Origin of the sequence: Phaeobacter sp. CAU 1743 (assembly GCF_039839315.1) — a bacterium.
GTDB classification, from domain to species: Bacteria; Pseudomonadota; Alphaproteobacteria; order Rhodobacterales; family Rhodobacteraceae; genus Phycobacter; species Phycobacter gallaeciensis_A.
In genome coordinates, this window is sequence record NZ_JBDOQR010000046.1 from 1 (window position 1) to 14,000 (window position 14,000).

The following is a 14,000-nucleotide window of genomic DNA, read 5'->3' on the forward strand; positions in this document are numbered from 1 at the left end:
GCAAGGCGGACCCAGACCTCATCTGTCAACACAAACCGCTCTTCGTTCATTCAAACCTCCATTTTGGAAGCTTGAATCAGATTTCAGCCAGCTTGGGAATCCTGAATGTCCACAGACCCTAGCCCGGATTTCACAAACCCTCTCGGACCACGTCCAACAGCTACACTGACGAAGGGGACTAACGCGCCTCGTTTTTGGTCCGTCCGCCCTCAAGAGAGGGCGGACAGTTCGACCGCATTTAGAGTTCATATGGGATTTGAACCGGACCCTTGGTCTTGTTGATCTTGCCCGAGTCTGCCTCGTAGAAATTCTGAAGGAAGTCACCGACGCGGTGATCGCGGAAGATGATCCCGACGACCGGCTCGTCGCCGGTATGCTCGACGTGAATTTCGTAAGGGCGGACGAAATCGATGTAACCCGGCTCGACGTCATGCTCCCCCAGTACCTTCAGATCCGCCTGTTCGTCGCTGCTGCCGTCATCCGCGCGCTCATAGCGGATGACCCTCTCTTTCCCTCTGAGAACGCCGTACATCGTCCAGACGTGGCCGTGATCGTGAACGGGGGTGCTTTCTCTAGGTTTCTTTAAAAGCGAATTCAAAACGAAACCGTAATCAGGATCTTCGTAGAACAAGAGGTTTTCAATATACCCGCGTTCTGGTTCGTTCCGGAACGGCCATGTCTTGGAAACCTCGCGCAGTTCCTCATCCTGAAGCAGCTTTTCGAGATGGGGCTGAATTTCCTTGAAACGCTCTTCTGGCGTGTCGACGCGGGAATAGATATCGCGAACTTCGCGAATGAAATCTTCTGCAGCTGGCAACATGGATGTGCTCCTCCTATTAGATCCGGGCCGGTGGCAGAACGAGTTCCGATATTATCACCGCCCAGAGAAAGAGTATTTTTGCGACCTGCTCCAAACAACACTCATCACGTCGGCCGCAGGAGTTTATACATATGTGAAAAGCCTACGGGCTAACGGGTGACCCGTAAGACGGGACGGGCCATCACTGCATCACAAAGGGATTCTTGGTTTCCGCCTCGTAGGAGAGCCAGACCGATTTGGTTTCCAGGTATTGCTCAATCGCCTCGATCCCGTTCTCGCGTCCGAAACCGGATTTCTTGACCCCGCCGAAGGGCATCATCACGCTAGCAGCCCGGTAGGTATTGACCCAGACCGTTCCCGCGCGAAGCCGTCGCGGTGCCACCGTCGCGCGCTTGATGCTGGAGGTCCAGACGCCGGCGGCCAAACCATATTCGGTATCGTTAGCAATGGCATAGGCCTCCTCGTCTTCCGAGAACGGGATAACCGAGACTACGGGACCGAAGACCTCCTCCTGCGCGATGCGCATGTTGTTGCGAACATCTGCGAAGACCGTGGGTTCGATGAACCACCCGTTGCCGCACTCGGGTCGGACTGCTGGGCTGCCGCCGAGAGCACATCGAGCGCCCTCCTTCTTAGCGATGTCGATGTAGGACAGGATGCGGTCAAACTGGGGTTGCGTCGTGACTGGACCGACTTGGGTCGTAAGCTCCATCGGATCTCCCATCTGCGCGGTTTTGGCCGAAGTGACGAACCGTTCCAGGTAGGCGTCATAGATGCTTTCATGTACCAACAGCCGCGACCCGGCGATGCAGGTCTGTCCGGTGGCGGCAAAGATCCCGGCGATCCCGCCCGAGACAGCAGCCGCAAGATCGGCGTCGGGGAACACGATCTGGGCGGATTTCCCACCAAGTTCCAAGGTTAGCCGTTTGAAGTCGGCCGACGCATTTTTCATGATCTTGCGTCCGGCGCCCTCGCCCCCGGTGAAGGCGACCTTGGCTACTTTTGGGTGGATGGTCAACGGATCGCCAACCTCCTTGCCGTAGCCGGTAACCACGTTGAAGACCCCCTCTGGGAAGCCAGCCTCACGCACGAGTGCCGCGAATTCCAGGGCGGAGGCCGAGGTGTGTTCCGACGGCTTCAGCACAAAAGTACAGCCCGCCGCCAGCGCCGGAGCCAATTTCCACATCATCAGCATGAGTGGGGAGTTCCAAGGAACGATAGCGGCAACGACCCCCACAGGTTCCCGTAGTGTGTAGGTGAACATGTCCGGCCGGTCGATCGGCACGACTGAACCGGTGATCTTGTCTGCGAGGCCAGCATAAAAGTACAGCCATTGTGGCAGAAAGCTGACCTGACCGCGGACCTCCGCCAACAACTTGCCGTTGTCGCGCACTTCCACTGTCGCCAATTTGTCGGCATCGCGCTGGATTAGCTCCGCCAGTTTGCGCATCAAGGCGCCGCGCTGCGTCGGCGGCATCTGCCCCCAGGGCCCGGAATAGAGCGCGTCATGCGCCGCATCCACGGCGGCGTCGACATCCCGCGCATCGCACTTCGGGATCTTGGCCCAAGGCTCCCCGGTGTAGGGGTTATAGCTCTCAAAGGTTTCCTCCGTGGCGCTGTCGTGCCACTCGTTGCCGATAAATATCTGATACTTTTCCAGGTCGTTTTCCATGTAGAGCCTCTCCCTATTGTCTGTATTTCTATATCGGGACCGGAAGCTGATGCGCTCGAGACACTCGATCGCCGCTCCACGTCCTCGGAGCCGTCGCCCTAGAGCTTCGACGGCAGATACGTCGTCAGGCCCGGCGCCACAGCAAGAATGATCATCCCAAGTATGAATAGGGCAACGAACGGCCAAGCTGCAGCGAATACGGTGGAAAGCGATCCCTCGCTCCAGGCGCTTTTCAGGGCGAATAGTGTGTAGCCGAATGGCGGGGTGATCCCTCCAACCGTGATGTTCACCAGGAACAGAAGCCAGAACCAGATCGGGTCGTAGCCGAAGCTATCTATGATCGGTAGGTAGATCGGAATGACAATCAACATCAACGCGATCTGGTCAATGAACATGCACAGGATGAAGGGAAGAACCATCAGGAGCACCAGCATAAGCCAAGGGGAGACATCCAGTCCCACGATCCACGCGGTGAGTGCCGAGGCGCCACCGGAAAAGGCCAAAAGCTGACTGAACAACTTCGAACTGGCCATGATGATCAGGATCATCGCCGAAATTTTCACCGACCCGCCTAGCGACTCGAGGACCATCTGGAATGAAAGGTTGCGATAGATCGCGGCCGTCATAAGCGCGCCAAGAACGCCCATCGCACCGGCCTCCGTCGGAGTGGCGACCCCTGCCAAGATCAGCCCCATGACGGAGACGATGATGATTGTGAACGGCAAGAGACGTCCAACGGCGATCAGGGTGTCCTTGAATTCAACCCGGGGTGTTGCTTCCTCATTCTGCGGTGCCAGCGACGGATTGCGCCAGATCCGGAGGAAGACATAGGCCGCGAACAACCCTGCGAAGATCAGGCCGGGGATGATCCCCGCGATCAGCAATCCGGCGATGGACACCCCGGCCAGCGTGCCAATGATGATGACGAGCACGCTAGGCGGGATTAGAGGTGCGAGGCTGGCGCCGGCCAGGATCGTGCCGACCGACAGCCGCGCGTCATAGCCGCGCGCGATCATTCCTGGCAGAAGCGAGCGACCCAACATAGCCGCCACGCCCATTGCCGCGCCGGAGAGCGTGCTGAAGACAGTCGCAAGGACGATGGAGAGTACATACTGGCGTCCGGGTACCCGGCCAATCAGCGTGTCTATCGACTGAAACAACACATCGACCGCGCGGCTTCGGAACAGGAGTTCCCCCATCAGGATGAACAGCGGGATCGTCACCAGGGTGGAGTTCGTGGCGGTCTCGTAGAAGCTGCCGGAGAACATCCCGAAGCCAGCAGGTCCCAGAACCAGCAGCGTGGCGCCCATGTTCACTGTCAGGAAGGCGACGAAGACAGGCATACCAGCGGCCATGAACAGAAGCAGCAGACCGACTCCGGCAAGTACGGCGGGAATACCCTCGATCATATCGTTGCCTGCGTCTCGTGATGGGATTTGCCGCCGAAAGCGAGCCTGAGAAAGGCGAGGCCGGCATTCACCATCCCGAACACGAGAAAGGCGAACAAGATCCATTTGGGAAACCGCACGCTGGTGAGCGTGGCCGTACCCCGGTCGATCAACCGCAGCGTTTCATCCAGGAAGATGTAGCCGGCCCAGAGGCAGACGGCGGCACCCAACACAAACCCTAGGCGCCGCATGAAATCAGAGGCGCGCCGTCCGAGCACGTTGAGCAGGATCGGAACGGACACGTTGCCGTCAATCCGCGTTACGTGCGGCAGGACCAGAAAGATCGAGATAAGTAGCAGGAACGACACGAAGTCGCTGGCCCACTTGGTCGGCGCGCCCATCAGATAGCGCGAGAAGACCTCATAGGAAAAAATCATCACGATCAGGCCAAGGGCCCCAGCCCCTAGCCAGTAGCTCAAAGTGACCAACGCATCGTGAGCCCACAAGAGCGCTCGGCCCAGGCGGCGCAAAAACACACTCATCCCTGTCTCCGTACCCGATTGAAACTTTGTGGGGCCGCCCCGAGTCCGGGGCGACCACCGGGGAGGATCGTCACTCGCCGATCCCAGCGGTTTCGGCGATCTCGCGCATCTGCGCGATCTCGTCGGGATTCACGGTCGCAGCCAGATCCATGACCCCGTTATACCAGGCGCTCTTGAGGTTGGCGACGACATCATCCTCGAACCGGGTCTCTTGCATCCCCTCGGCGACGAGGGTCTCTTCCTCGGTGCCTGCGAGGCCGTCGAAGGTCGCCGAGGCTTCCACCTCGTAGGCACGTGCGGCGGTTTCGATCTCGGTGCGGGTCTGTTCGTCCAGAGCGTTCCAAGCGTCGAGGTTCATCAAGAGCATATGCCCGACCTGACCGAAGGTTGGCCGCACGAAGTAGCTCGACACTTCGAACCAGCGGTAGTTGACCGCGCCCACTGCCGGCCAGGCCGCGCCGTCGACCACGCCACGTTCGAGAGCCGGATAGATATCCCCGCCCGGCAACACCACCGGGGAACCGCCAAGCGCTTCGATCACCGGATGATAGAGAGGGGTGCCCCGGATGCGTCGGCCGGTAAGCCCGTCGCCGGTCAGGGGCTCCTTCAGGATCATGTGGAACCCGTTGGTATCGTAGAAGATCGCGATGAGCTTCAACCCGGCTTTCTGGTATTCCTGATCGACGAAGTCCCACATGCCCGACTCGTGGATCGTACCAATGTCGCCGCTTAGAGAATCGAGCGCCATGCCGAGTGCGATATCATTGTAGTGATATCCGCCATTGGTATAGAGCATATCGAACAGGCCCTGGGTCACCGGGTTCAGCTGTTCGAACGGCGGGATCGTCTCGGGCCCGAATCGCGACAGGCCGAGCTTGGCTGTCGTCTCCGCCTCCAAGTATTCCATGAACGGATCCAGCACCTCGCCGACGGCGGCGTAGCTCTGGTCCCAGCTCGCCAGGATCTTGGTATCCGCCACCGCAGCCGTCGCGAGCGGCGCCAGTGCTATGGATGCGGCAAGACCACACAATTGTTTTTTCATTTTCTTTCCTCCTCTGTTTTCCAGCCGCCTTCCGGCACCCTGCCCGGGCATCGCGGAAACAACGACTAATCCGGCTTTAAACTCACAGGGCCGCAGCGCGCGGCCCCCATCTCAAAACACGATTACTCCCTTTCCCCCGACCTGCTTGTCGAGCAGGTCGTAGGCTTTTCCGGCGTCCTCCAGCGCCCACCGGTCTGAGAAGATTGAACCGACGTCGATCCCGCGATCCACGGAAAAGACGCCGCAATCTTCCATCAGGTTAGTGGAGAAGGTGAACGATCCCGCCATGTTGATCTGGCGAAAGATCACGTCTGACGCGAGGTTGATTTCTGTCGGCTGTCCCAGTCCGACGAAGACCGCGGTGCCCCAAAGCCGGAGGCATTTGACTGCGTCGTTGATCGCTTGTGGTGCGCCCGATGTTTCCAGCGTGTAGTGCGCGCCCCGACCGTGTGTCAGTTCTCGGATTGCCTCCACCGCGTCCGTTTCAACTGGGTTGATTGTTTCGACGGCGCCGAAGCGGCGGGCCATTTCGAGCCGCTCGGGGCTGATATCGAGAGCGATCACCCGCGCGCCCATTGCCGCGGCGAATTGTGTACCTGATAACCCGACAGGACCCTGCCCGAAGATCGCGATCGTATGGCTGCCGTTGGGTTGGATCTTGCGCAACGCCGCATAGGAGGTGCCGGACCCACAGGCAATCGCCGCACCCGCTTCGAACGATAGCTCTTCGGGTAGCGTGACCAGCGTATGGGCCGCGCATTTCATGTATTTCGCGTGCGCGCCATGGGCTGTCCAGCCGTAAATGTCAGGTACCTTGTTTTCGCAGATCTGTGGCCAGCCGGTGCGGCATTGATCGCAGATGTGGCAGCCGGAGTAGTGATGGATCATCACCCGTTGCCCCATCTGCGCAATGTTCTGATCGACCCCTGGTCCGATCGCTACGACGACCCCGCAGGGTTCGTGTCCGGCGATTATGGGGCCGCCGTCGCGCATCGTCTCGTAGGGCTTGCCCTTGGCCAGTTTGCGAAACGCCCGGTCGTCGCTCGGCGCGCGGTAGGCGTGCAAATCACTGCCGCAAAGACCCGATGCCTTGACCTCGATGACCACTTCGCCCGGCCCTGGCGTCGGATCGTCGAACTCCATGATCTCGACTCGCTTGTCTCCGGGAAATGTCACACCCCGCATATCGCGCTCCCTTAACTTTATAATTCACCTGCCCTGGCGAAGCACCGGACACGTCGTTTTCCGCTTCTCGTTTCTTTGTTCGAACTAGCTAACGTTCAAAGAGCGAACGGGATCGGTCTCTTCGAGCCAGGCCAAGAGGGCACGCAATTGGGCGTCCCGCGTCTCGACGACCGCTTCGGGGCTGTTGTTGAACTTGTACCAGCCTTGTCCCGTAATCGCGCCGAGGTTGTTCTGTTCGACCAGATCTTCAAGCACCTTCCGACCCTTGTAGTTCTCATCTCCGGTCTGTTCGTAGATCGAATTGGTGACGGCAAGCGCGGTCTTCTTCGAAACGATTAGATCTTCAGTCAGAAGTGGACCCCACAGCGCGAGTCTCGGCCCGAGACTTAGCCGGACGGCATCGTCGATATCGTCGCGCGTCGCCAGGCCTTCGTCCATCAGACGATAGATCTCGGTCAGCATGGCGAACTGGATCCGGTTCACAAGAAAGCCTGGACGTTCGAGGATCGCGACACCGACATGTTCGATGTTCTGCACCAGCATGCGGCTCCATGCCACCAACTCCGCTGGCGTATCGGCCGCATGGATCAACTCGATTACGGGAACGATATGACCCGGAGTAACATAGTGAATGCCCATCATCCGCTCTTTGCGTGTCATTTGAGCGGCGATGTCGGAGATTAGGAAGGACGAGGTATTGGTCGCCAGCACCACGTTTTCCGGACAGATCCTGTCGAGTTCCGCGAACAGGGCCTGTTTGACTTCCAGGGATTCCTGCACTGCTTCATGCACGAGGAAGGCCCCTTCGATCGCGCTCGCAAGATCCGGCTCAAGTGTCACTCCGGCTAGCATGGCCTCCGATGCATCCGAATCCTCGACCAGTCCTGCCGCGATCGGGCGGGCCCGCTCCACGTAAGTGTCAAGCATGGTCTGATTGCTGTCGCAGATCACCGCATCATAGCCGTGATGCGCATAGAGTGTCGCGATGACACATCCCATGAATCCGGCCCCGACGACGCAAATCCTACCGGACCCGGGCGGCTCCGTACCGAACGCAAATTCCTTCAAACTTTCCTCCTCCCTTCAAATGGTATGAACCTTCGACTCTTCTGGACGACAGGCTTCTAGCCGACTGTTTCACTCGAGCCGCTGGGATTGCGGCGCGAGGATCAGGAATGTTCCGATTGTGCGATGCCGAGCGGTCTCGCGTCCAATACGCAAACGTCGACAATATATATGGTTACAGTTATGATTTAATGGCGGGCGTTCAATCAACTGAGGTGATTCCAGGATTTGCCCGACCGATTTATTGGGGTTTTGGTATGCTTCCGAGCCATCAGACCGGATGCCCGACACAGGAGAACAGGAATTGCGCAATGACCCACTAGAAGAACCGAACGACACGCTGTCGAAAGACCTTCTGCGGTCACGCAATCTCACGCTGCACAAGCTGCACGTCTTTTGCACGATCGCCAAATTCAACAGTGTAACCCGCGCGGCGGAGTATCTGAATATCGCGCAACCCGCAGTAACCGCCCACCTGCGCAGTCTGGAGAAGAGCCTTGGTGTCAAGTTGGTGCGCAAGGCCGGGCGAAACATCGAACTGACACAAGCCGGTCGCCGCACTCTTGCCTGGGCGAAGGAAACCATTCAGCGCAGCTCAGATATGTTTCTAGACCTCGCAGACATCAAGAAAGGTCTGATCGGCCGAACACGGATCGCTTCGTCGATGGTGGCTGGCACTTACAAGTTGTCTGAAACTATAATCGCGTTCAAAAAAGAATTCCCATCGGCCAGGATTTCGGTGTCGATGGCCAGCCCCTACCTTGCCACGGAATCAGTACTGCTTGGGGATTGCGACTTCGGGATCACTTTGGTTGATCACAATCGCGACACCTCACGGTTGGAGATCGAATTGCTCTGGCGCGAGCCGCTTTATCTGGTGGCCGCGATAGAGAGCCGACTGGTCGGCGATGTCGCTCATATCGATGAGCTAGGGACATTACCGTTGATCACCCCGCCGAAGGGGCAAATGGCGCGAGAGCTCATCGACGAGGTGCTGCGCGCCGCAGGGGTCGTGCGAACCAACAGCGTACTGGCCTTCGGGCATCCCGAGCCGATCCTAAATGCGATCCGCGCCGATGTCGGGGCCGGTTTCGTCTTCAAGAGCGCATTGCCGAGGGACCCAGAGGCGTCGGGGCTTCGCCTTGTGCATACACCAGACCTAGAAATTGCAATGCCACTGTTCCTGGTCTACGACAAGAAGACGGTGTTTTCCGCGCCGCAAATTCAGCTCATGGACCGCATCCGACAATCCTTCGCCGAGCCTGCATGATCATGTACAGAAGGCCCCGCGCGGGGGGGCGACACTGCGAGCCATGCAAAGGACACCCTCCGAAGGGCACGACGATGCGGTCAGTGGGACATGAACACCGGCACTTGGCTGCTCCTGATGACTTCGTGGGTAACGCCCCCGAACAGGTCTTGCGAAAACTTGCTGTGTTCGTAAGCCCCCATCACGATCAACTTTGCCCCCAACTCGGCAGCGGTCCGTTGAATAACGTCGGCTATGCCGTTCTTGCCTTTGGGGCGCTCGACCTGTTCCACGTCAACACCATGGCGTCGAAGGTGGGTGACAATGTCTGTTCCTTCAGGCATTTTCGGCAGGCTCGCGCCAACGCTCAAGATCGTGACCTTGCGCGGTCTCTCCTCCAAGATCGTCATTGCGTCGTTGAGCGCTCGGGCTGCCGAGCGCTTTCCGTCCCAGGCGACGAGAGCATGTGAACCAAGTTTGTCGGTGGAGTATCCATTGGGTACAACAAGGACTGGGCGGCCGCTTTGTAGTGCCATAAGATCTGGGTTCACAGCGCGAAATTCATCGGTAGGAAGGTTCGATTGGTAGCCTGTCACCACAAAATCAAAATTACGTGCGATTTCGGGCAAACTTAACTTTCCGATCTCGCTTGGCATAACAAAACGCGACCGTTCGGCCACTCCTGCCGAAGAAGCTTGCTCCTCAAAAAAGGCTCGAGCAGCTTCGATTTTCTCATTCCGCACATTTCCGAGCTTGTCGAGAAGTTCTTCGGTCAGGCCGAGAACATGTTCGAAGTAGGAAGAAGTGCTGCCATAAACCGCGGTCAGCCATGCATCGTGCTTGGCCGCAATTTTTGTCGCATGACCTACGCCACTCGGGAATCCAGCACTCCCGGAATGCGTAATAAGGATATTCTTGATGCTCATCTTCGCCTCACTGATCGAACGCTAAGACATGCTATCATTTGACTACTTAGATGTCTATGTTTTTTGCCGCGCTTCAAGAGATAGCTAGGTCGCGATAACCGCCAGACATACTGCGTGCCGTTCAAGCATGAAAGAGGCCACCCGGATGTTCTCCGGGCAGCCTCGCAGTGATCCGTATATGCGTGTCCTGTTGAAGACGGACGACGAGAACGGCGTCAACCTTTGGCGTTTGCCTCCAGTTTCCACTCGGACATAACTGGGTCAAGATTGAACAGTTTCTGCGCGTTTCCACCTAGAATGCTCCGCTTGGCCTTTTCGTCCAAGAACGGAAGATCATAGATCGTGCTCGGAAGATCCATATCCCAATGCGGATAGTCGGACGAATAGAGCAACTGCGATTCTGCGTTTATCATCTTGAAGGTGACTTCCAAGGCTTCGCGGTTGTCCACCAGCTCCATCGGCTGCGTAGAGTAGTACATCTCACGCATGTAATCGCTGGGTTTTTTCTTCAAGAGTGGAGCATCGGACGTACGCATCATGTACTCGTTGTCCAGCCGTTGCATCAGGAAAGGAACCCAAGCCAGACCACTTTCGATCCACATGGTTTTCAGCTTTGGAAAACGCTCGGGCATGCCGTTCATAACCCAGTTGGTCATGTGGATGATGTTACAGAAGCTGAAACCAAGCGCGTGAACTGAGATAAACTTGTTCAGCTGTGCCAACGAGGTGTCGGCCCAGTGATAAGCCGCGTGGAAGCCAAGAGGCATTCCATGCTCTTCCAGTTTGGCATAAATACGCATGTTTGCGCTGTCATGCACTGGCCGCTTGAGATACCCAGTCGAAAGGAACCCAACGACGCCTTTCTTTTCGGCGAACTCGTCAATCATCTTCTCGGCTTCGTGCGGCTCGTTCATGGGCAGATAGACCATGGATACGAGGCGATTGTCTTCTTCAAGAATGCGCTCGCTCAGCCAACGGTTATAGGCGCGGGCCATTGCCACCTCGACCTCGACTTGGGGGTGCGTTGCCAACAACAGCATTGGGGTTGGGAAAAGGCACGCCATATCCGTACCCATCGCGTCCATCCAGCGCCGTGCCAAAGTGATGTCGCGGTGTGGTTCTTCGGGGACAATTTCCTTGTTCCGACCCGCATAGCGCGTCACGCGCCCAGCCATGTCCTGCGAACCGATCGCCTGCGGAATAAGGCCGGCGCGGCCAACGTTACCGGCTGACAAGCCAAGATGGCGCATCACCGGGTCGTCCATGTATTGCAGGATTTCCGGCAAGGCCTCAGTCTCATAGTGGTGGCTGTCCACATCGCAAATGAAGAAGTCTTTGTAATTGCGATCTTCCGCTTGCTTACGTGCGTTCTTCAGCAGCTTGCTGGTGTTAAATTCCTGGATTGCCGGATCGTTATCCGAGCTGTAGTTCATCGTGGTGCCCGTTAAAGACATTTTATCTCTCTCCCCTCGTGTTACGGATTCAGCGTCTGCCACATGCCCAACTCGAACACCGCCATATCGGCAGCATCGAGAATGCCGGTCGCGGCGATGGCGACAGCTGTCGCCGAGACATCGTTGTCTCGTGGGAATGCGGGCAAGCCGTCATTGGTTTCGCGAAGTTTCGCATATGCGGTCACAGCGTGTGAAAGCAGCGCCTGAAGTTGCTCGGCGCGCAGGCCACTGCTTTCGGGGTTGCGAAGTGCATTCAGGACAGCATCGACCGATGCCTCCAGAGCAGGAGCTTCAGCGGTTATCTGGTCAAACTTCGACATAGACCTCTCCTCCTTTTTCCACCACGTTGTAACGTTTCATTTTGTACTTCGGATCGCCGACGGCTTCGCCCGTCGCAATCTTGAATTCCCAGCCATGCCACGGGCAAACGAAATGCAATTCGTCTTCGTTGAAGGTCTGCCGGAGCGCGCGCTGCTGGTCGTCGAGTTCGACGCAGACCTGCGGCATCTTTAGGCCTTCGCATACCGGGCCACCTTGGTGCGGACACACGTTCTTATATGCAACGATGTCTCCTTTGTGCCGAATGACCCCGATCTCGACCCCGTCGACCTCGCAAATCTTTGCCGTCTTGTCGCTCAAGTCCGACACCGCACATAGCAATCTTTCTGGCATTATAGCTCCTCCGTCTGTTGCCCAGTCTTGCTTCAAGTTAGTAAGATTGCCTTACTATAAGAGTGGCTTTAGAATTGTCAAGAAATAAGACATCTAAATTAGGGGGCGCAAATCGTGCCGCAATCACCTTCTAGGAAACGTGGTCTTGGGGCGTCACTCCGCCTGGCGCATCATCTTTATGGTAAGCTGCTGCAGGAGCAGTTGCGCGAAACCGGGCTCAGCATGGCGCAGTACATTCATCTCCGGTGCCTGAGAGAGGAAGGCAAACTAAAACAATCCGAGCTTTCCGGGTTGCTGGGCATCGAAAAGGCGTCATCTACACGCGTACTGGACGAGCTCGAAAAGCGAGATCTTATCACGCGTAACCGCAGCCAGTCCGACCGGCGCGTGGTTCATGTCGACCTGACTGACTCAGGCCTTCGAAGGATAGATGGCGCAATGAAATCTGCGCGTCTCGCGGCAGATCACGCCTCGACGGGATTTGAACCCGACGAGTTGGGTCACCTTTTCGCTGCGATGGACAAGCTTCTAGATAATCTCGCAAGCGCGTGTTGCCAGTCCCGCTAACCAAACCTTGGCGCAAGGGCGAGAAGTGTCACACCGGTCGCGGCTAGTGCAGACGACAGGTAGAATCTGGGACCCGGGCGCCGTTCGGTTTTGAAGATGTGGCCTGCGAGCCAGGCGGCAAAGAACATCTCGATCGAAGACATGATCGCGACGACGGTCACATCAGTGAACATAAGTGAAAAGAACAGCGCCACTTGCCCAACGGTCATCGAACTGCCAGCCAGCAGTTGCCACCTGCTCGGCCGCTGAATTCGCCAGGACAACGCGTTGCGCGATTTGAACCGGAACACCCAGGAGACCGCAAACCACATTAGACCCGTCATCGCACCGATGAAAACTCCGGCCAGAGGGTCCGGCAAAGTCTGCATCGCGAGCTTTCGGGAGACGAAAGAGCCGCCATACCCGGCGGCGGACGCTACGGCCATCGCCCGGCCCTTGTTCTTCTCTCGAGGGTCAGGATCTCCGACCGCCAAGTCAGAAGCCGATTTGACCGAAGCGCGTGACATCATGATTACCACGCCGCTGGCAACCAGGAAGAAGGCGATGACCACAGGTGTCGTGATGACCTCACCGAGCAGAAAGAACGCCAACAGCGCCGCAAACACTGGTATCAGGCGTCGGATGAAACCGGTCTCGATGGCTCCGGCAAGCTCTACCGAGCGGAACAGCGTAAGACGGCCGACAACGTTGCCAAGCACCCCGGCTGCAACGAAATAAGCCGCACCAATGAGCGCACCGAGTCCAAGTTCCGGCATCGTTGGGCCCAGGAGCAGCCAAAGCGCCCCGGAGACAACGGCGGTCATCAGCACAGAGATAAGAACGTCGTTGCCGCGGCCCTGAACCGATTGCGAACTCTTGGCAATGGAAACCGAACTCAAGGCGTAGCAGAACGCTCCGAACGCGGCCAAGAGGCCGCCGAACCCTGCGGTGGTCATCGCGCGTGTCGGCGCGGATTGTACCTGCTACTTGTCATGGGTCAGCAACTGATCCAGGAAGTGGTCTGAAGACATAACCTCGCGCATTGGCAGCGTCTCCTGCTGCGCCATCAGCTCGGTAGAATAGGTCAACCCCTGGCCGTCCCAGAACCACCAATAGATGATCTTGCCTTGCTTGTCGCGAATCGGCATCCGGAAAATCGGGAAACTTCTTTCCGAATGCGGAATGTCCGACCGTCCGGCAAGCGCGTGCTTCAACCCTAACCGATTCAATGCCCCCGTTAGGGGGACCATGGCCATCGGTGCGGGTTTTTCGGCCAATACAGTCACATTGTCGGGCCGGTGTTCGTAAGACCCCGGGAGGAACTTGACCACGGGAGGATAGCTCGGGTGGGTATGCGTGAGCTGTACGTAAGCCAGCCCCTTCGTTGTTTCGACCTCGACGATATCTCCGGGTGCGTACTCTTCCATTGTGGCGCTCCT

15 protein-coding genes are annotated in these 14,000 nt (G+C 57.6%); 2 read left to right on the forward strand and 13 right to left on the reverse strand.

Annotated features, from left to right (window positions below):
- Positions 1-238 precede the first annotated feature (238 nt).
- The 7 genes from AAFO90_RS16620 to AAFO90_RS16650 form a co-directional block, all read right to left on the reverse strand.
- Entirely contained in the window at positions 239-820 is a 582-nt protein-coding gene (locus AAFO90_RS16620) for a hypothetical protein (protein WP_274836292.1), read from the reverse strand.
- 181 nt (positions 821-1,001) lie between these two features.
- Entirely contained in the window at positions 1,002-2,492 is a 1,491-nt protein-coding gene (locus AAFO90_RS16625; protein ID WP_274836293.1) for an aldehyde dehydrogenase, read from the reverse strand.
- Positions 2,493-2,590: 98 nt separating this feature from the next.
- Entirely contained in the window at positions 2,591-3,901 is a 1,311-nt protein-coding gene (locus AAFO90_RS16630; protein ID WP_274836294.1) for a TRAP transporter large permease subunit, read from the reverse strand.
- The gene (locus AAFO90_RS16635) at positions 3,898-4,422 is read right to left on the reverse strand and encodes a TRAP transporter small permease (protein ID WP_274836295.1); all 525 of its coding nucleotides are present in this window, start codon (positions 4,420-4,422) and stop codon (positions 3,898-3,900) included. Before AAFO90_RS16635 ends, AAFO90_RS16630 begins: the two co-directional genes overlap by 4 nt.
- Before the next feature lie 70 nt (positions 4,423-4,492).
- Positions 4,493-5,464, reverse strand: a complete 972-nt coding sequence (gene dctP, locus AAFO90_RS16640; protein ID WP_274836296.1) for a TRAP transporter substrate-binding protein DctP — start codon at positions 5,462-5,464, stop codon at positions 4,493-4,495.
- A gap of 111 nt (positions 5,465-5,575) precedes the next feature.
- Entirely contained in the window at positions 5,576-6,607 is a 1,032-nt protein-coding gene (locus AAFO90_RS16645; protein WP_244615067.1) for a zinc-binding dehydrogenase, read from the reverse strand.
- 126 nt (positions 6,608-6,733) lie between these two features.
- Positions 6,734-7,717 (reverse strand): 3-hydroxyacyl-CoA dehydrogenase family protein, encoded by a 984-nt coding sequence (locus AAFO90_RS16650; protein WP_274836297.1) that lies wholly within the window; start codon positions 7,715-7,717, stop codon positions 6,734-6,736.
- 277 nt (positions 7,718-7,994) lie between these two features.
- On the opposite strand from AAFO90_RS16650, the gene AAFO90_RS16655 reads away from it, so the two are divergent.
- The gene (locus tag AAFO90_RS16655; RefSeq protein ID WP_152007193.1) at positions 7,995-8,984 is read left to right on the forward strand and encodes a LysR family transcriptional regulator; all 990 of its coding nucleotides are present in this window, start codon (positions 7,995-7,997) and stop codon (positions 8,982-8,984) included.
- Positions 8,985-9,064: 80 nt separating this feature from the next.
- On the opposite strand, the gene AAFO90_RS16660 is transcribed toward AAFO90_RS16655, so the two are convergent.
- The 4 genes from AAFO90_RS16660 to AAFO90_RS16675 form a co-directional block, all read right to left on the reverse strand.
- Positions 9,065-9,889 (reverse strand): universal stress protein, encoded by an 825-nt coding sequence (locus AAFO90_RS16660; RefSeq protein ID WP_210385734.1) that lies wholly within the window; start codon positions 9,887-9,889, stop codon positions 9,065-9,067.
- A gap of 215 nt (positions 9,890-10,104) precedes the next feature.
- Entirely contained in the window at positions 10,105-11,322 is a 1,218-nt protein-coding gene (locus AAFO90_RS16665) for an amidohydrolase family protein (RefSeq protein WP_229743358.1), read from the reverse strand.
- A gap of 41 nt (positions 11,323-11,363) precedes the next feature.
- Positions 11,364-11,663 carry a hypothetical protein gene (locus AAFO90_RS16670; RefSeq protein ID WP_040104531.1) on the reverse strand — a complete coding sequence of 100 codons (300 nt, stop codon included), beginning with the start codon at positions 11,661-11,663 and terminating at the stop codon, positions 11,364-11,366.
- A complete protein-coding gene (locus tag AAFO90_RS16675) occupies positions 11,650-12,015 on the reverse strand; it encodes a Rieske (2Fe-2S) protein (RefSeq protein WP_235872051.1) in 366 nt (121 codons plus the stop codon). The genes AAFO90_RS16670 and AAFO90_RS16675 overlap by 14 nt, the downstream gene beginning before the upstream one ends.
- A 114-nt stretch (positions 12,016-12,129) precedes the next feature.
- Between AAFO90_RS16675 and AAFO90_RS16680 the strand changes: the two genes are divergently transcribed.
- Positions 12,130-12,582, forward strand: a complete 453-nt coding sequence (locus AAFO90_RS16680; protein ID WP_235872050.1) for a MarR family transcriptional regulator — start codon at positions 12,130-12,132, stop codon at positions 12,580-12,582.
- Here AAFO90_RS16680 and AAFO90_RS16685 read toward each other — a convergent pair.
- Positions 12,579-13,517 (reverse strand): EamA family transporter, encoded by a 939-nt coding sequence (locus tag AAFO90_RS16685; protein WP_347510081.1) that lies wholly within the window; start codon positions 13,515-13,517, stop codon positions 12,579-12,581. The two genes, AAFO90_RS16680 and AAFO90_RS16685, sit on opposite strands and share 4 nt — an antisense overlap.
- A 27-nt stretch (positions 13,518-13,544) precedes the next feature.
- Entirely contained in the window at positions 13,545-13,988 is a 444-nt protein-coding gene (locus tag AAFO90_RS16690; RefSeq protein ID WP_096705143.1) for a hypothetical protein, read from the reverse strand.
- Between the last annotated feature and the right edge of the window lie 12 nt (positions 13,989-14,000).